The organism is Kitasatospora sp. NPDC002965 (assembly GCF_040611255.1).
Lineage (GTDB): Bacteria > Actinomycetota > Actinomycetes > Streptomycetales > Streptomycetaceae > Kitasatospora.
Genome location: NZ_JBEXNT010000015.1, coordinates 38173 through 57033, shown reverse-complemented (window position 1 = coordinate 57033; position 18861 = coordinate 38173). Strand labels below are relative to the sequence as shown.

The window sequence follows — 18861 nt, the reverse complement described above, 5'->3', positions numbered from 1 at the left end:
GGACGGCCGGTTATTCGGAGGAACGGTCCGCGTGTTCGGGTCGGCGGCCGAGCGCGACGGCGGCATAGGCTGCAGAGGCGAGCGTCATGTGCCGGTGCCAGCCCTCGAAGGAGCGCCCTTCGAAATCGCGGAGGCCGACGCGTTCGCCGATGGTCGTGCGGTCCTCCTCGACGTCGCCGGCGAGCCGGAAGAGGCGGGGGAATTCGGCAGCCCGGTCCGGTTCGGAATCGGTCAGCCAGAATCCGGAGAACGCGGTGGGACGCGCCCCGGACTCCGCGTAGAGCAGCAGCTCCGGCCCCGTGGGCGGCAGGGCCACCCGGACGACGTGCGCCTCGACCCCGGGCGGGCCCGAGGTGCCGGCCAGCCTGCGGGCTCCGGCGGAGGCGAACAGCTGGTACGCGGGGAGCGGCCGGCCGCGGTCACGGGTGGGGGCCGTGACCGGGGTGAGCCGGGTCGTCGGGTCGACCCGGACGGCCACCCGCAGGCCGAGCGCCCGGCCGGTTGCGAACAGCCCGCCCGGCTCGGCCGGGCAGCCGTCCCAGATCAGGGTGGCCGAGGCGGTGGCTGGCAGGCGGTCCGCGAGCGGCCCCAGCAGGGCGGCCTGCCGCTCCAGCGAGTCCCCGGCCGGGGCTTCGGCGCCCGGCGTGACGGCCCGGTGGGGCGGGTCCGTCAGCTGGAGCTGCCAGTCGACCGGCGCGTTGAGCCGCGGGGCCAGGTACCAGAGGCCGACGGCCTGTTGGACGCCGGCGAGCTGACCCAGCTCGGGGACGAAGCGCCGGCCGACACCGACCGAGCGGGTACCGGACTTCGGGATGAACATCGACCGGACCAGCCAGGCGCGGGGGGCGCACGCCTCGACCAGCCGGGCCGCCAGCGCTTCCCGGACGGGGGCCCAGGCCCAGGGGGAGTTGCGGATGAAGTGGTGCAGCCGCTGGACCGCCCCCGGGTCGCCGAGCGTCCGGGCGATGTTGCTGATGGACTTCCGGCCGGCCGTTCCGAGGAGGCCGTGGAGGTATTCCTCGGCCTTGATCCGGTAGTCGGCGCGGTCGAACGACGAGAAGATGTGGTCGCCCAGGATATTCGGAATTCCTTCGAGCGGGGTTTCGGTCGCTGCTGCACCCATGGTGTCTCACCTCCTTCCTTCGAATTTCCGGCCGATGGGCCCCGGTGTTTCCCGGGTGATTTCCCGGCGGCCGGTAACTGAATTCTCGGCGGTGCCGCCGATTCCGGTCAATCCTGTTCGAACGTGTTCGGCAAGTCGTGCCGGGCGGTCCGCTACGCGGAATTCCGCAGGTTCTCGTCGACGGCCGGGCCGCCGGTCCGGGCGCCGAGCCGCTCGCCGAGCCGGGTGCCGGGCCGACCGCCGGAGCGCTCGCCGAGCCGGGTGTCGAGCCGCTCGCCCGTCCGCCGGCCGACGGGGGCGCCGACCAGATCGAGGGTCGCGTCACCGGTGCGGTCGGCGGTGTAGTCGGCGGTGCGTTCGTCGGTGCGGTCGTCGGTCTCCCCGGCCGACGCCGCCAGGTCGCGGCCGAGCGAGTACGCGGCCGAGACCAGCGTCATGTGGTGGTGCCAGCCGCTGTAGGAGCGGCCGGAGAAGTCCAGCAGGCCGAAGTCGGCCCCGAGCCGGTCCACGGTGGTCCGGGTGACCGTCACGGTGTCGAGCAGGGCGAGCACCGCCGGGGCGTCCTCGGCCAGGTCGGTGAGCCAGTACCGCCGTGGCCCGCCGGATCCGCCGCCGTGCGCCCAGAGCCGGTGCACCGGTCCGCCGCGCCCGCCCGGCAGGCCGGGGGGCAGCCCGGGCAGCAGGACGGGGGCACCGCGCAGCACCGGCTGCGGGGCTCCCGGCGTCCGTGCCCGCCGGCGGGGGAACAGCGCCTCGGCCGGCATGGTGCTCTGCTGCACGCGCCCGTGGTGTCCGGTGGTGGCCTGGAGGACCGGTCGGACGGCCTGGTTGGGCCGGACCTCCAGCACGTACGGGACGGAGCGGTGGGCGAGCGCGGCGGCCAGCCGGACGGGGTCGTCGACCACGGTGAGGTCGGCGACGAGCGGGGCCGGCGGCCGTCGGGCGGTGAGCCGGTCGACCATCTCGACCAGCAGTTCGCCGGTGGGGCGCGGGGCGGCGGTCTCCGGGATCCGGGCGCGGGTGCGCCGCTCGGGATCGGCCGTCCAGTTCGAGTCGAGCAGCAGCGACCAGTCCACCGGGACGGCGTCCCGGTCGGTGGCGACGAAGAGTCCGGGTGCGGCCTGGCACTTGATGGTGCGTCCGGCCTCGGGGACGAACCGGCGGTGGACGCCCACCGCCTGGTCGCCGCGCTTGGGGATGACCGCCAGGGTGGCGGTCCAGGCGCGGACCGGCCGGTCCCCGGTGGCGAGGCCGGCGAGTACGCGCCGTGCCGGTCGCCAGTCCCAGGGGCTGCCGTTGATGAACTGCTGGAGCGAGAGCGAGGCGGTGGCCGCCGTGGACCCGGTCGACAGGCTCGCGGCCATGTTCGACAGCGTCTTGCGGCCGGGTGCGGCCAGCAGTCCGTGCAGGTAGGCCCGGGCCCAGCGGCGCTGGTCTATCCGGGCGAGGTGGGCGAAGACCTGCTCGGCGAACCGGGAGACCGCGGCTTCGCCGGCTGGTGAGAGGGGTTGCGCGTCCATGTGAGCTCCCCGTGATCGTGAGGTGCCGTGAGGTGCCGTCCCCAAAAGAATAGCGAACGATCTCTTTGTTTTTGAGTCCCGGGCGGGCCGTGGTCCGGTTTTGGCAAGTCCGCGCCCCTCCCGGGCCCCCGGAGTCGGTTCCGCCCGCCCACGCAGAACCGCCCGTACCGGCGTCAGGAAGCCGGTACGGGCGGGGGGTCGGGCGCGGTCGGCACGCGGCCGTCGCCGGGTGCACCGTCGAAAACGCGTCAGGCGGGACCGCCGGGTGCCGGCGGCCCGGCCAGCACACGCCGCCAGAGCCGTCGCAGCCGCCGGCGGGTCTCCTCCTCGGAGACGGGTGCCCCGCCGCCCAGGGTGATGACGCCGCGTCGCAGCGCCTCCGAGCCGACGACCAGGCAGTGCGCCAGCGTCTCCAGGTCGAGGGAGTCGAGCGCGTCGAGGTCTCCGCTCTCCGCTGCGGCCGGTTGCGTCGTGGCCGGTTGCGCTGCGGTCGGTTGCGTCGTGGCCGGCCGAGCGGCGCCGGCCCGCTCCCGGGCCAGCCGGTCGCGCAGGTCGGGGCTCCAGCCCGCGTGCCAGTTACCCGCCGACTCGGGCTGCTCCCAGGTCAACCGGGCCGCGGCACGGACGCTCGGCTCCTCCTGGAGCAGCCGGGTCAGCGTGTCGGTCAGCTCCGCCACGCCCTCCTCCCGCGGCGGGGTCCGCCCCGGGTCGGGGTCCACCGCGGCCCGGGTGAGCGCGGCGGCGTCGGCCCGGACCGCGTCCGCCAGGGCGGCCTTGGACGGGAAGTGGAAGGTCAGCGCCCCCATGGTGACGCCGGCTGCCTGACTGACCCGGGCCAACGACGTACCCGCGTAACCGTGTTCGTCGAACTCCGCGGCGGCGGCCCGGAGCAGTGCCCGGTGGGTCTGATGGGCCCGTTCCTGCTTCATCGCCCACCGCCCGCCCGGGTGATGGGGCCGAGGCGTGTGTCCGGTCCGGCCGGTGCCGCGGTAGCGGCCTGAGGGTGAGGGTTGACGAACCACATGGGTGGGCGTGGCTCCTTCGGGGGCGGTCGGGGGCGGCCGGGGTTACCGGGGTGACCGGTGTGTGCCGGTCCGCTGACGTTTCGACGCTACGCCCCGGATCGCCGCATACGCACGGATTCCGCCGCATCCCCCCGCAGCTTTGGCATCTCCTTCGCAAATCCCTGTGGTACCGGACCGGTTGGAGCCGTCGACGGCCGAGCCGGGGCGGGAGCCGCGGGCGGCTGCGCCGCGAGGTGTGCGCGGTACCAGGGAGCGGCGGCGGCGAGCCGCTCCAGCGGTCCCGGCCCGGGATCGACGGCGGCCAGCCGCCAGACGTCCTCGCTGCGGTACCAGTGGTGGCGGGCCATCAGCTCGAACTGGCGCTCACCGAACACCCCCGGCACCCTACCGAGTTCGGCCGTGCAGCGGTCCCACGGCCAGTCGTCGGCGGGTACCGGCGGGAGCACCCCGTGGTCGGCGAGCGCCGCCAACAGCGTCCCGATGCCGACCGGTCGGGGATGTCCGGCGTGGTGGACCCCGGGCGCCGGGACCGGGAGCGGCTCCGGCGCGAGCGCCAGCGCGGCCACCAGCCGGGCCAGGTCGGTCACCGCGACCAGCGAGAGCAGCGCCCCGCCACCGTCCCAGCGCGCGGGCACCCGCCGCAGCAGGTCCGCGAGGCAGGGCACCACCCAGCGGTCGCCGGCGCCCAGGACCAGGGGCGCGCGCAGCACCACGGCCCCCGCGTCCAGCGCGGCCCGCTCCCCGGTCAGCCTGGTCCGGCTGGCGGCCGAGACGGGGGCGGGCGCCACCTCGTCCACGCCGATGCCCCGGTGCGGTCCGGTGCCGTACACCGCCGAGGTGGAGAGGTGGACGATCCGGCCGACGCCCGCCCGCCCGGCCTCCGCGAGCAGCGCCCGGGTGCCGTGCACGTTGACGGCGGTGCAGGCGTCCTCGGGGCCGCCGACCAGCGAGGCGAGGTGGACCAGGACGTCGGCGCCGTCGGCCGCGCCGCGCAGCGTCGCCGGGTCGGCGAGGTCCCCCGCGACCCGGACCGTCCCGGCCGGTGCGGCGGACCGGGTCAGCGCCCGGATCCCACCGAGGCCCGGCAGCGCGCGCAGCGCCGCGAGCACGGCGGAGCCGATGAACCCGCCGGCCCCGGTCAGCAGGACGGTCGGCCCGGTGCCGGTGCCGGTGCCGGTGTCAGTGTCGGTGTCGGTGTCGGTGTCGGTGTCGCTGTCGGCTTCTGTGCCCGGGCCCGACGCCCGTCTCATGCCCGCTGCCCGTGCTCCGTGAGGTACGCCCGCAGCTCCGCGACCACCGGCGCGGGCGCCATGCCCGGCAGCAGGTACCACCAGAGCTGGACGATCCGCTCCGGCAGGTCGGCGCGGCCGGTGCGCAGGTGCGACATGACCTGCGACCCGGTGTACGCGGCGACCAGCACCTGGGCGAGCTCCTCGACGTCGACCTCGTCGAGCAGCTCGCCGGTCCGCCGGGCGGCCTCCAGCTCGGCGCGGAACTGCTCGGCCCACATCTCGTACGGGCTGAAGTCGCGCAGCCCGAGCTGCCCCTGCTCGACGGCGAGGGTGACGCCGGCGCGCAGCAGCACGTTCTCCTGCAACTCGTCGGCGAGGTAGAGGTTGAGTCCGATGAGCTGGCGCAGGCCGGCCGGGCGGCCGGGCAGGTCGAGGTCGGACGCCTGCTCGTCGATGACCGCCTTGGCCAGGTCCTCCTTGGACTTGAAGTGGAAGTACATCGCGCCCTGGGTGGTGCCCGCCTGGTTGATGATCTTGCTGACGCTGGACCCGCTGAAGCCGTACTCGTCGAAGATCTGGGCAGCGGCGCGCAGGATCGTGTCCCGGGTGCGTACGGCTCGGTCCTGCTTGGCTCTTGCCACGAGTAACTCCAAACTCCTCGACAAACAAAAAGAACGACCTCTATGTTATTCGCCAGGGGGCTCGGCGTACACACCGGAGCGCCCACTTTCACCTGCCTGTGGCCACTCTGGGGGAGTGCATCCATGTTTCGCACAGACCACAGCACCACCATGACCAGCACCGAAGCCGCCGCCGTCACCGGCGGCGCGCCCGCGGCGGAGCCCGTCGCACCCGAGTCCGGCCCGACCGCCGTCCACAACGAGCACGTCCACAACGAGCACGTCCCCAAGGAGCACGTCCACAAGCGGGCGGCCGACGAGGTGCTGCTGACCGGGTGGGAGCGGGTCGCCGAGGACTCCTACCGCGTGTCCGCCCGGTGGCCGCGCGACCACCGGGCCTACGCCGCCCGCCACGGCCACCACGACCCGATGCTCCTGGTGGAGACGGTCCGCCAGACCTTCCCGCTGCTCTCGCACGCGGCCTTCGAGGTCCCGTTGGGACACCACCTGATCTGGGACCACTTCAGCTACGCGCTGATCCCCGGCGGCCTGCGGACCGGCGCACGCGACGCGGTACCGGCGCAGCGCGGCAGCGAGCGCGCCGCCCGCCAGGGACGCGGATACGACGAGGTCCAGGTGGACGCCGTCTGCCAGGACCTCGTCCGCCGCGGCAACCGGGTCGTCGCCCTCACCCTGGCCTACGTGGTCACCCGGGACGGCGAGCCGATCGCGACCGCGCAGACCCGCTTCACCGTCCAGACCCCGGCGATCTACCGGCGCCTGCGGGCCGGTCGGGGCGACGCCGGGGAGATGATGGCGCGTGCCGTCCGGCTGGCCCCGCCGATCCCGGTCGCCCGGGCCGGCCGCGCCCTCCCGCGCGAGGTGGCCCTCTCCGCGACCGACCGCGCCCGGCGCTGGCAGCTGCGGGTCGACACCAACCACCCGGTCCACTTCGACCACCCGGTCGACCACGCGCCCGGCTCCCTGCTGCTGGACGCCGCCCGCCAGGCCGCCCAGGCGCTCAGCCACCCGGCGCCGGTGGTGGCCGTCGCGATGGAGTGCGACTTCACGCGCTACGTCGAGCTGGACGAGCCGTGCATGGTGGAGGTGACCCAGCTGCCGCGCGACCCGGCCCGCCGGGACCGCGTGGGCGTGATCCTGCAGCAGGGCACCGGCGCGCCGTCGTGCTCGGTCATCGTCACGGTGGCCCCGCTCCCGACCGACTGACCGACGTCCCGTCCCGGCCGCCCCCGTCGCCCCCCGCCCCGCGGCGCATCGGCTCCGGCACCCGCCGCGCGCCTTCGAGGGCCCGCCGGCTCCGGCCGACGGGCCCTCGAATCCCGCCCCGGCGCCCCCGTCCCGGCACGCCGCACCGCCCCGTGCCGCGGGACGCCCGCCTCCGCCACCCCGGAGGCCCGCGTTCTGGCCCGGCGGGAGACGAGCAGACGACCGGACGCGACCGGACGCGACCGGGAGCGCAGGACGCCGCCGTCAGGCGTAATGGAGGGACCGGTCTGATGACCACACCCTGCCGGGGCCGGCCGAAGCACCGTGCCGGATGCGACGCGGCCGGGTGCCCACGCGACCGGGAGGGAAGCGGCGGTGAGCGGAGATGATCGGAGATGAGCGGTGAGCGGCAGTCCGGCGCGGCGGGACCGGACCGGTCGGAGGGGTTCGGCGAGCGCTTGCTCGGGAGGCTGCTCGACCTGGCCCGTGAGCTGCCGCCCGGGCTGATCGCTCCGCTGATCGCCGACGAACTGGACGGCTTCGGGGGCCGGGACGTGGCGGTCCTCCTCCAGGACTACGGCCAGCTCGTGCTCGTGCCGCTGCCGGGCCGGGGCCTGGTCACCGGGGAGCGCGAGCCGATCGTCGGGTCCGACGCGGGGACGGCCTTCGTGCGCGGTGCGCCGGTCGAGGTGCCGCAGGCCGACGGCGTGAGGATCTACCTGCCGCTGCTGGACGGCGGTGACGAGGTCGGGGTCCTCGCCCTCACCCTGGACACCGTCGACGACGACGACCGGCGGCTCCTGCGCCGGTTCGCCGGCCTGGCCGCGGACCTGCTGATCGCCAAGAGCGGCTACACCGACCGGATCTTCCAGGCCCGGCGCCTCGAACCGATGAGCGTGGCCGCCGAGATCCAGTGGTCCCTGCTGCCCCCGTTGGCGATGACCGTTCCGCAGGTCGCCGTGGCCGGTATCCTCGAACCCGCCTACCAGGTGGCCGGCGACAGCTTCGACTACGCGCTCAACGACGACATCCTGCACGTGGCCACGATCGACGCGATGGGCCACGGACTGGACGCCGCCACGATGGCGACCGTCGCCATCGGGGCGTACCGGCACGCCCGACGCGCCGACATCGGGCTGGCCGAGATCTACGCGTTCATGGACCGGGCCATCGCCGAGCAGTTCGGGCCCGACCACTTCGTCACCGCGCAGATGATGCGCCTGAACACCGCGACCGGCCAGCTGCAGTGGGTCAACGCGGGCCACCCCGCACCGCTGCTGATCCGCGGCCACGTCGTCGTGGAGCGGCTGGAGAGCGCGACCACGCTGCCGGTCGGGTTCGGCGGCGAGGAGCCGGTGATCAGCGAGCGGGTGCTCCGGCACGGTGACCGGGTCCTGTGCTTCACCGACGGCCTGGTCGAGGAGCGCGAGGTGGGCGGCGAGCAGTTCGGGGAGGAGCAGCTCATCGACTGGGTCGAGCGGGTGGAGCGGTCGGCGGGCGGCGTGCGCGCGGTCGTGCGCGCCCTTTCCCACGTCCTGAAGGAGAAGCGGGGCGGGCGGACCAGCGACGACGCCACCCTGTTCCTGATCGAGTGGCGCTGAGGTCCGACCGCCGGGCACCCGACGGGACGCGGAGTACCGTGGGAGCTGCGGGACGGTCCGAACCGCCACAACCGAAGGACCGCCCTCCACAGCACCAGGGGCCCTGTCCCTGCAGATCGGTGGCGAGCCATGTCGGACGAACCCGGTGCCCCGTACGCGGGTCTGCTGCCGGACGGGTTCCACCGGTCGGCGAGGCCGGGGACGGTTCTGCTCCGGCTGGAGACCACCCGGTCGCGCGAGGGGGCTCTCGACGGCACGTGGTGGCCCCGCTCGCGGGACATCGGCGCCGAGCTGCCCGAACTGGTCGCCGCGCTGACCGAGCACCTCGGGCCCGTGGCGAGCGTCGGTCTCGACACGGACGCGTGGGACGACGTCCCGGCCCGGCTGGTCGTCGACGGCCGGTCGGTGCACATCGACCGCCACCAGGTGGGCGACGACACGGTGATCATCACCCGGGGCGACCGCGATCACTTCAGCCTGCTCGTCGTCCCCCCGCAGGCGAGTCTGGAGGCGGCCCACGCCGCGATGGCACAAGCCGTCCTGGCGGGCGGTACCGACTCGGCGCAGCAGATCCTGATCGCCGCCGGCATCGGGTCCGTCCCTCCGGGCGAAGTCCTCTGAGCGGACAGCCCCCCGCGGGGCCCACCGGTCGCCGCCACCCGGTCCGGCGCTTACGGTCTGTCCTGGAACAGGTCGGTCGTCACAGGAGGCACAGGATGCCGCGCTACCGGTGGGTGCTCGACACCCAGGACGACGAAGGCCACTGGGCCCGGCACGACGAGGCCCCCCTGCCGAACCCCCTGGAGTACGACGGACCGCCGCAGCGGGCCGCCAACCACCTGCGCGACGTGCTGGTGCGTACGCTCTCCCGGCCCGCTCCCGGCCCCCGGGCGATCAGGGTCCGCCTCTGGGACGCGCTCGATCCCGACCTCGACGCCGAGCCCGGGTCCGTTCCCGCCGCCGAACCCCGGGCCGAGACCGAGTGGTCACGCGAGTGACGCACCCGGCCCCGGCCCCGGCCGGTCGGAGGACCGCGGGCTAGGCGGTCGCCGGCCAGGCTGCGGCACGGCTCCGGGCGACGCCCGCACGCCGTCCGGCCTCGCCGGGGCCGTCGCCCGGCGCGGCGGCCGACGGCAGGAAGTCGGAACGGAAGTCCGGCCCGTCCGCAGCGCCGTCCGCCTCGGCGGCGAGCAGTTCGCTCGCGGTCCGCATACGGGCGGGGCCGGCCGCCTCGGACATCAGCCGCGCGGCGACGGCGGCATCCGTCGACGGCGGGACGACCAGCAGGTTCAGCCGACGTGGGGCGTACGAGCACACCGCGATCGTGTGCTCGTCCTGCTCGGCCCCGAACCAACCCGCGTGCACGGTGTGCCCGACGACCGGGATGCGCCGGGGGACGACGGGCCACTGCGCGGGGTTCACGGTGATCCGGGTGACCCGGCCCCACCGTTCGTCGATCTCGGCGGCCAGGGAGGGGAGTTCGCGAAGAAGATCACGCGAGCGGGGCCACCAGGCACCGTCCAACCGGCCGGCCCGCGCGCCGACGGGCGCGAGGGAGATCCGGGCGGTGGGTTCCGGGGCGGCGGGCGTCGTCGCGCGATCGAGGGTCGCAGTCATGATCAAGGACCCGTCTCCGGGCTCGACCCGGAGGCCGAGTCCGGCATGGCCGTTCGCCGGAGACGACGCCAGTATCCGGTGCCGGCATGCGAAGTGCCTTCGGTGATGCCCAGGCTACTCCCCGTCCGGCCCGATCCTGGCACGGTCGCGACAACCGAACCGCCGCGCCGCAGGAGAACGTCGGCCTGCGGTTCCCCCGCCCGTCCGCCGCCGGCCCGACCCTCTGTCAGGTCCGGCCCGCCGCAGCGAGCCTGAGCCGACGCTCGGCGAGGACCATCGGCAGGGTCCTGCCGGACCTCTCCGGCAGGACCCTGCCGGGCGGGGCTCCCCGCCCGCGCAATACCGACCGGCAGTCCCCGACGCCCTCTTGGCAGCCGTCCTTCCCCGTGCTGAGGTGGATCGTCGAACGATCGTTGTCTCGGGGGTGGGGATGGACGAGTTCACCGTCGGACGCTGGCGCCGTCACGGCCACGACAGGTTGTACGTGAACCGGCGCGGTGCCGAGAAGGCCCTCGGCTGGTACGACTTCAAGACCGGCGAGACCGTGGTGCGGGACGAGCGCCAACGGGCCGTTGTCGAGACCGTGTTGGCCGCTCACCTGGCCACGGCACCCGGCGGGCCCGAACCGACGCCGGTTCAGCCGCCCCCGCCGCCTCCCGTGCCGCCGCCGCCCGTGCCGCCTCCCGTGCCGTCCGCACCTCCTGTCGCGCCTCCCGCGGCACCCGGCTTCGACCTGTCGCTGAACGCTCCTGGTGACTCCATCCGCCGAAAGATCGACGAGGTCGAGCCGAGCTGGATCAAACGACGCCTTGCCTACTGGCTCAGTTCGGAGCAGACGCAGGCTCACCCGTGGGCAGTCGGCCTGCGGGGTGAGCGTCTGGTCGGCCGCCGGCTGGACCGTCTTCCCGGCGGGTGGAGGGTGCTCCACTCGGTGCAGTTCTCCAGCGGAACCGACATCGACCATCTGGTCATCGGCCCGCCGGGCGTCTTCACGATCAACACGAAGCACCACCGGGGCGCCACCGTCTGGCAGGGGGACCGGGCGATCACCGTCAACCGTTCGGCCACACGCTACGTGCCCGCGAGCCAGAGCGAATCGGCGAAGGTCGCGCGAGTGCTCTCGGCGCGCTCGGGGTTCCCGGTGCCGGTCCAGCCGGTGGTCGCCGTGGTGGGGGCGGCCTCGATCACGATCGGATCAGCGCAGTCCCCGGTTCTGCTGTTGGACGGAGCGCACGTGGACCGGCATCTGTCCGGGTGGTCGCCCCGGCTTCGGAGCGACCAGGTGGACCAGATCTTCGCCGTGGCCCGCGACAGCCGTACCTGGCACGGTTGAGCCGTCACGCACGGGGCGGCCCGGTGCGACGCCAGGAGCCGCAAGTCCGGCCCGGGCGGGTGTGACGGTCATGCACGACCTGTTCCAGCAGGCCCCTGAGGCCCAGTCACACAGAAACCAGTCAGGCCCCGTCGGATCTCTCCGATGGGGCCTGACTGGTACTACTGGGTCGGGGTGGCGGGATTTGAACCCACGGCCTCTTCGTCCCGAGGCAACTCGGATGCTAGACACTCCACCGGTCCCACTCCACCGGTCCGGCACTGCTAAGCCGACTGGAGCTCCTCATTGACGCCATCGCTCGCGGTGCCGGCGCACACAACTGAGGTCGATCTTGTGCTTGGGGTGGGTCCGCAGGGGGCCGATCTCGGCGCCTCCCTTGATGACCATGAGATCGTCAGTCAGGACTATGGCGCCGGCGTCAAGCATGACGTGGCAGTTCGGGCAGAGGCAGAGAACGTTCGCAGCGATATCAGGTCCGTTGTGGGGGCTGCCAAGGGCTTGGATGTGGGCGCCCTCACTGTAGTTGCCGCCGGGAACCTCAATGCGCAGTGCGCAGACCTGGCACTGGTTGTCGTGCCAGGCCTTGACCTGTCGTTTTACAGCGCTACTACGGACGATGCGCTGCACTGTGGTGGGTACCCGTTCGGGGGTTTCACTGCCAGTGACAGGCTGTTCAGCGTCGTCTTCGAGCGGGAGTTCGTCGGCCTTGTGTAGGTCTGCTGTTTCTACGGCCGCGGGGATCGGCGTGCCCTCGTGCGCCTCCATGCGGAACTGCCATATCAAGTGACCGTCAATTCCGAGTTTGCTGCCGTAGCCCGTGACTCGGAACAGTCCGTCGTACCGGTAGCCCGACTTGGGCGCATACTTGGAGCCCTTGTGTGCCCCGCGCAGCACTCGGACAAGAAGGCCTTCCAGGTAGCTGGTGACCAGGGCAGCGTTCCCGGGATCCTCCAGTGTTTGGTCAGCGACCTGGTTCTTCGATGAGTCCTGTCCACCGTGGCCGGTGTAGACGACGACATCGCCGTAGTCCTCGTCGTCCTTGTAGCCACCAGAGACGACGATCGACTCAGCGCCGGTCACCTTCGTCCCACAGATGCCGGCTTGTAGCGGACGGTGTACTCCCGCCTCGTGGGCCAAGCGGCGGGTGCTGAAATCCTGGCCGACGTAAGCGCCGGGCGGCTCGCCAATCATGCATCCAGCTTCGCATGGCGAGATGACAACCCGCCTGCGATTTATGCCCCGTACCGCCCGGCATGACCTGCTGCCATGACTCAGGTTGAGCGGATGGTTCGATCGTCGATCGGGCAGCCTCGCCGGTCTTGGAGTTCCGGCTGCGCCTTTGGGGTCCGGGCGACGAGGGAACCACCCGGCGACCCACCACGATCCACGATCAGCCGGCCCGCGGGCACCCCGCAGATCCCGCCACACATCGCCGTATGGCGTTCTTGCTCCCCGTGAGCTACGCCACAGCTTCGTGTCCCTGCTCTCGGACAGCGGTGTGTCCCTGGAAGCGATCTCCAGTCTGGTCGGCCCCTTCAGTACGGCGGCCACCGAAGAGACCTACCGCCACCAGATCGCCCCATGATCCAGACTGGCGCCACGGTCATGGATGGCCTGTTCTCCCAGGGCCCTGAGGCTCGGTCACTCAGTTAAACGCGCATAACGCCAGAGGGCCAATCGGATCTCTCCGATGGGCCCTCTGTACTGCTGGGTCGGGGTGGCGGGATTTGAACCCACGGCCTCTTCGTCCCGAATGACGTCCGGGGTGGTGGATGACCTGCACGGGCGTGCTCACGCACAGGTCACAGCGTTGGCTACTCTCGGACTCGCTTCGGTTCACGTGGGCTAGTTTCCAAGATCTTCTCCCCAGATTCTCCCAGCGACCGGCTTCCCGACCGGGGCAATCCCCGCAGACAAGGGGTTGATCGCTGGCGGCCGGTTGCGGCCTGGGCGAGGCGGGGACCTCCCACGAGCGCGGGGCCGATTGCTTTAACTGCCTCGCGCCTGGAGGGCGTTCGGCTCTACCCTCTGCGGCATGACGTCGATAGATCCTCTTCCTGAACCCTACGCGACCCTCGTGGGGGAGATCGCCTCGAACACCCCCACCATGCCTGCTCACCACGCCGCTCGGGCCAAGCTCGATGCGCAACTGGCGCTCGATACCCGAGCAGCCGCCCTGGAGGCTAGGAAGGCGGCAGAGACTCAGGCCGCGAGCCTTGGGAGGGCAACCTGGGCCATGGTCTGGGCCACCGCTACCTTGATCGTTGTGACGGTCGTGGAGATCTTCGTGAAGTGAGCCACCCGCCCCAGCCACCGCAGGTTCTAAGCTCAGCCTCCCCGGCGCCTGGCCGCTCTGCGGCCGGCCGCCGCCGGAGCGGGGCGCAGACAGGAGCGGCGGCGAGCGGCAGGGCCGAGCGCTGGCACGCCGTGCACGCCCTTGAAGCAGTGGATAAAGTCTCTATGCAACGAACTATCCCACTGAGTTCGATCGATCCGCCAGCGCCAGCAGCTCTGGCGAGGCTGCCTTCCCCGCGACCAGAACGAGCTCACGGATAGTGGCCCGCGTGGCGATGTGGGTTCGCACCGTCTCGGGGGCCAACTCCTCTGCCCGGAGTAGGCAGTCGAGAGCCTCCCCGGTGTGACGGCGTTGGGCATGTGCCCGCCCCATGTCCATCAACAGACGGGACCGCCGCTCCGGCGACAAGCGGCTCGCGTCGATGCCGAGGGCCACGTCCAGTGCTTCGCCAGCGTCGCCGAGTTCTACGGCAGTTGAGACCGTCTGGATCTCAACGTTCGTCGGGCCGAACTCCAGGTTGAAGTCATTCCGGTCTTCTCCAATGCGAGCCGCGACGTGGCGAGCGTGGCTCAGTTGAGCGCGCGCCTCTTCTCGCTGGCCGCCCCGGGCTGCGACGAGTGCCAGCACGAGATGCAACGAACCGAGAACCGACAACAACTCGGGCTCTGCGTCTGCAGCGTGCTGATTGAGCACGGCCACGGCACTACTCGCGGCATGCTCGGCCTGATCCAGGCGCTTCAAGCGGACGAAGGCCTGTGCCAACCGGAAGATGCCGGCGAAGACATCTAGGGGCCGCCCGGCCTGCTCGGCCGCGCGGATCGAACGGTCAGCTGCGAGCCACGCCGCATCAGCCTCGTCCTGGCGAACGAAGGCGGCGGCGAGTGCCTGGTACGACTGGCTGAGCAGACCCGCGAGCTCCGCCCGGTCCTTCGGCGAGGCCATCCGCACTGCCCTCTCCAGTCGTGGCAGGGCCCGACCCAGAAGTGCGCTCAGCTCTGAGAACCGTGCCGCGTGGGTGAGCTCCCACACCTCGGCAACGGCGGCCTTCAGCTCCGCCACCGTCGGCTGCTCGCTCGTCGGCACGGGCGCCAGCAGTACGCCGAGTGCCGGGTGGCCGGAGATGAGGAGTCGCGCCTCGTCCAAGTCGTTGGGCTGTTCCTCCACCGGTGGCGGGACAGGCGCGGCCTGTGGCACCTCGGGACTCAGCACCTGCACGGAGACGCCCAACCCTGCGGCCAATAGCTGGAGAACGTCCAGCCGGGCGACCGGCTGGACGCCACGCTCCACCTGTGACACCCAGCTCGCGGTACGGCCAATCGCCGCCGCCAACTCATCCTGCTTGAGCCCGCGCTGCCTCCGCAGCTGCGCAACCCGGGCGCCGAACGCGCGTGAGTCCTCAGTCATCACTTGCCCACCGAGCCTGCGGGCAGCTTGCCAGCCACCTCGTTGAGGAACGTCACCTCGAACGACTCCACGTACTGCCCCCGCTCAGCCAGGAAGTGCCGGACGTGAGGTTGTTCCTCGTGCACTTCGAAGGCTGACCGGTCGGCGTACAGCTCGTAGAAGACGCGCACCCGCGGCTCGTCTGGCACACGGTGGTTCACGTATACCAGCGTGCCGGGCTCATGCGCCCGGATGCCTTCCAGTGTGGTGGCAACGAGCTCATCGAAGGCGCGAGCAGCCGCCTCGTCCGTGGCGGTGAAGCGGACAACGAGGCCATATCCCATGGTCACAGCTCCTCTATCAGGAAGAACACCAGTCTGACACGGTCGCTGAATCTCTGCGACTAGCAGTTGCCCTTGACTCGCAGTTTCTCTGCGAGTACGTTCGCAGCATCACACCGAGTGAGACCGGGGTGACACAGAGGGGCTCTCTTTGGGCTGCTCTGACCTGCACGAACGCACCCTGGCGAGCGGCTCGACTGCGTTCGAAGGGGCTGTGAGTTGAGGCGGAGGACGCTGCAATCTCCGCAAAGGCCAGGGGATAGGGGCTTCGGCTCTGACTGGTGAGGTGGCCCGGCGACCGCGAGCAACGGCCGGAGAGTGGGGCATGAGTGGCCCCCTTGCAGTGTGTGTCCCTTGACCGTTCGAACCGAAGGAGGTGCCTGATGCGCTTGATCGACCGCGTGAGACATAGGTCGCCTCGCCGGGCCTTCGCTGGCCGGTGAGGCTGCTCCACCAGCGTTCACGACTTCCGACGTGCCGTGCCGTTCCGTTCGCTTCGCTGGCGGTGCGGCACGTCGGATTTGCGCGGCTGCTCGTTGAGCGCCCGATTCGCCTTACGGCTGCGGTCCCGGTGCTGTAACACCGGGACCGCTCAGGGCCGTCCTGAGTAGAGGAACACGACCCATGAAGTTGATTGTCGCAGGGCAGGATGCCGCGACGCCGGCCGAGTTCGCGGAACTCGCCTTCGGTTTCGGTCTCGATGCCGAGCTGTTCACCGGTATCGAGGGCGAGTCGCCGATCGACCGGATCGCCCGTCTGGATGTGGCGCGGGAGGTCCTGCGGGACCTGGACCCGCCGGCCGCCCGGTTCGCGTCCGCGCTGATGCGCACCGCCGAGCGCCGTCGGGTGCAGACGTGGAAGGCGGCGGCGTGATGACCCAGTCCCGCAGCCTCCTCAACGGGGCGGCGACCCGCACCCCGCACCGGACGGCCCGCCCGGCCGTGACCGTGCTCGCCGAGTACGTCCCGTCGGGGGACGGTGACCTGCGGGGCGCCGCCTGCAAGGGGGCCGACCCCGCCCTGTTCTACCCGGACGCCGATGAGATCGGGCCGGAGGCCGCCGAGTGGGCCGAGCGCCGGGCCAAGATGATCTGCGCGGGATGCCCGGTGAAGTCGCTGTGCCTGGCCGATGCTTTGGAGCGCAAGGAACCGGCCGGGGTCTTCGGTGGCTTGACCGCGCGGGAGCGCTACAACCTGGTGCGGAGGGCGACCCGTCCCCGTGTGCGGCGCGTCGCCGGGGGTGGTCGCTCATGACCGCGCTGGCGATGCTCACGGCGACCGTGAGCGCGCTCACCGCCCGCTCACGGCGCCCGGTTCGGGGGCCGCGATGAAGGCGCCGATGAGTCCCGCGCAGATCCGTTCGGCGGACCGGGCGCTGTCCGTCGGGACGTGGGCGATCACGTTCGGGGCGGTTCTGTACAGCGTGCTCACGGTGACCCCGCTGATGTCCGGACACAGCCCGGCCGGGTGGGGGTGGACGGCGCCGATCCTGCCGCTCGTTGTGGACGCGGCGGTGGTGATCGTGGTCCGCATGGACGCCACGCTCGCCCGCCTTGGCGGCGACGGCGGGCGCTGGCCGGTGGTCCTGCGCTGGATGACCGGACTCATGACGGTGCTGCTCAACGTGGGTCAGTCCGCCCTGGACCGGGATCCGGTCGGGGTGGCGGTCCACGCGGTGGCACCTTTGCTGCTGATCGTCACGGCGGAGACTTCGCTGGCCTACCGGCGGGCGATCGCCGCCGCTCTGGCCGCTCGTGAGGCGGCTGAGCGCGATGCGCGGGCCGAGCGTGAGCGGGCGGCTGAGGAGCGGCGGCGCCAGGAGCGCGCGGATCGGGTGGCGGAGTACGAGCGGGCCGATGAGCGCGAGCGTGAGCGCCGTGAGCACGAGAGGCAGATGGCACGCGATGAGCGTGAACACGCCGACCGCACGGCCCGCGAACAGGAGGACAGGCAGGCCCGTCGGGAAGCCGCCGAGAGGGCCGATCGGCAGCAGCGGGCGGCAGCCGATGAGCGCGAGCGTGAGCGCCGTGAGCGTGAGGCGGACGACCGTGAGCGCCGCGAGCGGGCCGCCCACCGTGAGCGCGAGCAGCACGCGCAGCGGGCCGCCGAGACACTGCGAAAGGAGCTCCTCTCCGCGCCCGCCGTGACCGAGCGCCTGCCCGAAGACCAGGCCCGGATGACCGTCCAGACCGCCGCAAAACTTGACCTACCGCAGCGCCGGGCGGTCGACCTGACCGGCTGGTCCACCGGATGGGTCGCCGCCCGCTACCAGGAACACCGCGCCGCAACGGCCGAACGCCCGGCCCTCCCCGCCCTTTCCGCTGTTCCCGCCACCGACGACACCGCCGTGAGGGAGTACGCATCATGACCACCGACACCACCGAGACCGCCACAGCCGCCGGCCAGATCGCCGCCGCCGGGGCCCTGCTGGCCATCGTCCACGCACACCGCGCTCTGCCCACGCCGTCCCCGGAGCTGCGGGAGATCAGCGCGGCCGGCACCTGGTCGTGGGGCGTGCGCCTGTCCCTGCACGACGGCCTCGACCAGTTCGAGCAGTGGCGCGACGCGCTCGCCCTCGACCCGGCCGACGTCAACCGCAAGCACAGCTACGGCGGAAACCTGGCCTGGCTCATCGTCACCGGTACCGCCTACGGCGTCCCCGTGGAGCTGGTCGGCTACTACTACCTGCCCGAACCCGCCACCACCTGGTCCTAGCCATGAGCCGCCCCCGGCACTGGGACCCGACCGGCGAGCGCCACGGCGGGATGCCCACCTACCCGTGGCGCATGGCCCCCGACCACCTCCTCACCCGCCGCCAGCTCCGCGCCCGGGGGCTGCGGCCGGGCGGCCAGGACGTCGCCGCACAGATCCTCTGGCGCTCCCGCCGGAGCGACGGCGACCGGGCCGCCTTCCTGTACCGGCTCGACCGGGCGAAGCCCGTGCGGCCGATGACGCCGGGCCGGTGGCGCGCGCTGGCCGCCGCCAACAAGGCGCGCCGCACCTGCCCGACCTGCGCTGCGGATGCCGGATACATCCTGCCCGCGCACCTGGGCACCTGCCTTCCGTGCGCCGACGGCATCCCGCGCGCGGCCTGAACCACCCTCCCTGATCTTCTCCGCTGCCCCAGCGACAGGAGGCCCCTGTCATGTCCGTGACCGATATTCGGGTGGTCAGCTTCGGCTACCTCCACGGCGCCCCGCCCGAGGCCCACCTCACCCTCGACCTGCGCCGACACTTCCGGGACCCGCACGTCGACCCGGCCCTTCGCCACCAGACCGCGAACGACCTGCCCGTGCGTCAGGCCGTGCTCGGCACGCCCGGCATCCGGGAGGCGATCGTGGCTGCCGCGCTGGTGGTCGACGCGTTCGACGCCGGACCGGCCGACGCGCCGCTGACCGTCGCGGTCGGCTGCGCGGGCGGCCGGCACCGCGCCGCCACCGTCGCCATGGCGCTGGCCCGACGGCTCGGCAAGACCGGCACGACCGTCCGCCTCACCCACCGCGACCTCGACAAGCCCGTCGTCGACCGCTGACCAGGGAGGCAG

Annotated in this window: 22 protein-coding genes and 1 pseudogene; 13 read left to right on the top strand and 10 right to left on the bottom strand. The window is 72.3% G+C overall.

Features of this window, described 5'->3' with window-relative positions:
* Nucleotides 1-10: 10 nt before the first annotated feature.
* The 5 genes from ABZY91_RS09405 to ABZY91_RS09385 form a co-directional block, all read right to left on the bottom strand.
* The gene (locus ABZY91_RS09405) at nucleotides 11-1123 is read right to left on the bottom strand and encodes a transposase (protein ID WP_355401052.1); all 1113 of its coding nucleotides are present in this window, start codon (nucleotides 1121-1123) and stop codon (nucleotides 11-13) included.
* Between the two features lie 152 nt (nucleotides 1124-1275).
* Nucleotides 1276-2643 carry a transposase gene (locus tag ABZY91_RS09400; RefSeq protein WP_355401050.1) on the bottom strand — a complete coding sequence of 456 codons (1368 nt, stop codon included), beginning with the start codon at nucleotides 2641-2643 and terminating at the stop codon, nucleotides 1276-1278.
* A 248-nt stretch (nucleotides 2644-2891) separates the two neighbouring features.
* Nucleotides 2892-3572, bottom strand: a complete 681-nt coding sequence (locus tag ABZY91_RS09395; RefSeq protein WP_355401048.1) for a TetR family transcriptional regulator — start codon at nucleotides 3570-3572, stop codon at nucleotides 2892-2894.
* A gap of 182 nt (nucleotides 3573-3754) precedes the next feature.
* Nucleotides 3755-4918: an NAD-dependent epimerase/dehydratase family protein gene (locus tag ABZY91_RS09390; RefSeq protein WP_355401046.1), complete on the bottom strand. Its 1164-nt coding sequence runs from the start codon at nucleotides 4916-4918 to the stop codon at nucleotides 3755-3757.
* Nucleotides 4915-5541 carry a ScbR family autoregulator-binding transcription factor gene (locus ABZY91_RS09385; RefSeq protein WP_329883865.1) on the bottom strand — a complete coding sequence of 209 codons (627 nt, stop codon included), beginning with the start codon at nucleotides 5539-5541 and terminating at the stop codon, nucleotides 4915-4917. Before ABZY91_RS09385 ends, ABZY91_RS09390 begins: the two co-directional genes overlap by 4 nt.
* Before the next feature lie 150 nt (nucleotides 5542-5691).
* On the opposite strand from ABZY91_RS09385, the gene ABZY91_RS09380 reads away from it, so the two are divergent.
* From ABZY91_RS09380 to ABZY91_RS09365, 4 genes are all read left to right on the top strand, one after another.
* Nucleotides 5692-6747: a ScbA/BarX family gamma-butyrolactone biosynthesis protein gene (locus tag ABZY91_RS09380; RefSeq protein ID WP_355401043.1), complete on the top strand. Its 1056-nt coding sequence runs from the start codon at nucleotides 5692-5694 to the stop codon at nucleotides 6745-6747.
* A gap of 395 nt (nucleotides 6748-7142) precedes the next feature.
* A complete protein-coding gene (locus ABZY91_RS09375) occupies nucleotides 7143-8348 on the top strand; it encodes a PP2C family protein-serine/threonine phosphatase (protein WP_355401041.1) in 1206 nt (401 codons plus the stop codon).
* 129 nt (nucleotides 8349-8477) lie between these two features.
* A complete protein-coding gene (locus tag ABZY91_RS09370) occupies nucleotides 8478-8969 on the top strand; it encodes a DUF5994 family protein (protein ID WP_355401039.1) in 492 nt (163 codons plus the stop codon).
* A 95-nt stretch (nucleotides 8970-9064) separates the two neighbouring features.
* Nucleotides 9065-9346 carry a hypothetical protein gene (locus ABZY91_RS09365; RefSeq protein ID WP_355401037.1) on the top strand — a complete coding sequence of 94 codons (282 nt, stop codon included), beginning with the start codon at nucleotides 9065-9067 and terminating at the stop codon, nucleotides 9344-9346.
* A gap of 40 nt (nucleotides 9347-9386) precedes the next feature.
* Here ABZY91_RS09365 and ABZY91_RS09360 read toward each other — a convergent pair whose 3' ends face one another.
* Entirely contained in the window at nucleotides 9387-9965 is a 579-nt protein-coding gene (locus ABZY91_RS09360; protein WP_355401035.1) for a DUF5994 family protein, read from the bottom strand.
* 430 nt (nucleotides 9966-10395) lie between these two features.
* Here ABZY91_RS09360 and ABZY91_RS09355 point away from each other — a divergent pair, with 430 nt between their 5' ends.
* Nucleotides 10396-11298 (top strand): nuclease-related domain-containing protein, encoded by a 903-nt coding sequence (locus ABZY91_RS09355; protein ID WP_355401033.1) that lies wholly within the window; start codon nucleotides 10396-10398, stop codon nucleotides 11296-11298.
* A gap of 282 nt (nucleotides 11299-11580) precedes the next feature.
* On the opposite strand, the gene ABZY91_RS09350 is transcribed toward ABZY91_RS09355, so the two are convergent.
* Nucleotides 11581-12489, bottom strand: coding sequence for a YDG/SRA domain-containing protein (locus ABZY91_RS09350; protein ID WP_355401031.1), 909 nt, complete (start codon nucleotides 12487-12489; stop codon nucleotides 11581-11583).
* A 259-nt stretch (nucleotides 12490-12748) separates the two neighbouring features.
* Here ABZY91_RS09350 and ABZY91_RS09345 point away from each other — a divergent pair.
* Nucleotides 12749-12951 (top strand): annotated as a pseudogene (locus ABZY91_RS09345) (site-specific integrase); the annotation flags it as partial.
* A 382-nt stretch (nucleotides 12952-13333) separates the two neighbouring features.
* Nucleotides 13334-13594 carry a hypothetical protein gene (locus tag ABZY91_RS09340; protein WP_355401029.1) on the top strand — a complete coding sequence of 87 codons (261 nt, stop codon included), beginning with the start codon at nucleotides 13334-13336 and terminating at the stop codon, nucleotides 13592-13594.
* A 174-nt stretch (nucleotides 13595-13768) separates the two neighbouring features.
* On the opposite strand, the gene ABZY91_RS09335 is transcribed toward ABZY91_RS09340, so the two are convergent.
* Complete coding sequence (locus ABZY91_RS09335) at nucleotides 13769-14998, bottom strand: helix-turn-helix transcriptional regulator (RefSeq protein ID WP_355401027.1); 1230 nt, start codon at nucleotides 14996-14998, stop codon at nucleotides 13769-13771.
* Nucleotides 14998-15321 (bottom strand): antibiotic biosynthesis monooxygenase, encoded by a 324-nt coding sequence (locus tag ABZY91_RS09330; RefSeq protein ID WP_355401025.1) that lies wholly within the window; start codon nucleotides 15319-15321, stop codon nucleotides 14998-15000. Before ABZY91_RS09330 ends, ABZY91_RS09335 begins: the two co-directional genes overlap by 1 nt.
* A gap of 621 nt (nucleotides 15322-15942) precedes the next feature.
* Here ABZY91_RS09330 and ABZY91_RS09325 point away from each other — a divergent pair.
* Both ABZY91_RS09325 and ABZY91_RS09320 read left to right on the top strand, forming a co-directional pair.
* Entirely contained in the window at nucleotides 15943-16191 is a 249-nt protein-coding gene (locus ABZY91_RS09325; protein WP_355401023.1) for a hypothetical protein, read from the top strand.
* Nucleotides 16191-16571, top strand: coding sequence for a WhiB family transcriptional regulator (locus tag ABZY91_RS09320; RefSeq protein WP_355401021.1), 381 nt, complete (start codon nucleotides 16191-16193; stop codon nucleotides 16569-16571). The genes ABZY91_RS09325 and ABZY91_RS09320 overlap by 1 nt, the downstream gene beginning before the upstream one ends.
* 36 nt (nucleotides 16572-16607) lie before the next feature.
* Here ABZY91_RS09320 and ABZY91_RS09315 read toward each other — a convergent pair whose 3' ends face one another.
* Complete coding sequence (locus ABZY91_RS09315; RefSeq protein WP_355401019.1) at nucleotides 16608-16850, bottom strand: hypothetical protein; 243 nt, start codon at nucleotides 16848-16850, stop codon at nucleotides 16608-16610.
* Between ABZY91_RS09315 and ABZY91_RS09310 the strand changes: the two genes are divergently transcribed.
* Genes ABZY91_RS09310 through ABZY91_RS09295 form a run of 4 tightly spaced genes read left to right on the top strand, consistent with a single transcriptional unit; the run spans nucleotide 16849 to nucleotide 18849 of the window.
* Nucleotides 16849-17685, top strand: coding sequence for a DUF2637 domain-containing protein (locus ABZY91_RS09310; RefSeq protein WP_355401017.1), 837 nt, complete (start codon nucleotides 16849-16851; stop codon nucleotides 17683-17685). The genes ABZY91_RS09315 and ABZY91_RS09310 overlap by 2 nt on opposite strands.
* Nucleotides 17682-18032, top strand: coding sequence for a hypothetical protein (locus tag ABZY91_RS09305; RefSeq protein WP_355401015.1), 351 nt, complete (start codon nucleotides 17682-17684; stop codon nucleotides 18030-18032). The genes ABZY91_RS09310 and ABZY91_RS09305 overlap by 4 nt, the downstream gene beginning before the upstream one ends.
* A 2-nt stretch (nucleotides 18033-18034) precedes the next feature.
* Entirely contained in the window at nucleotides 18035-18412 is a 378-nt protein-coding gene (locus tag ABZY91_RS09300) for an RRQRL motif-containing zinc-binding protein (protein WP_355401013.1), read from the top strand.
* A 50-nt stretch (nucleotides 18413-18462) separates the two neighbouring features.
* A complete protein-coding gene (locus tag ABZY91_RS09295; protein ID WP_355401011.1) occupies nucleotides 18463-18849 on the top strand; it encodes an RNase adapter RapZ in 387 nt (128 codons plus the stop codon).
* The last annotated feature ends 12 nt before the right edge of the window (nucleotides 18850-18861 follow it).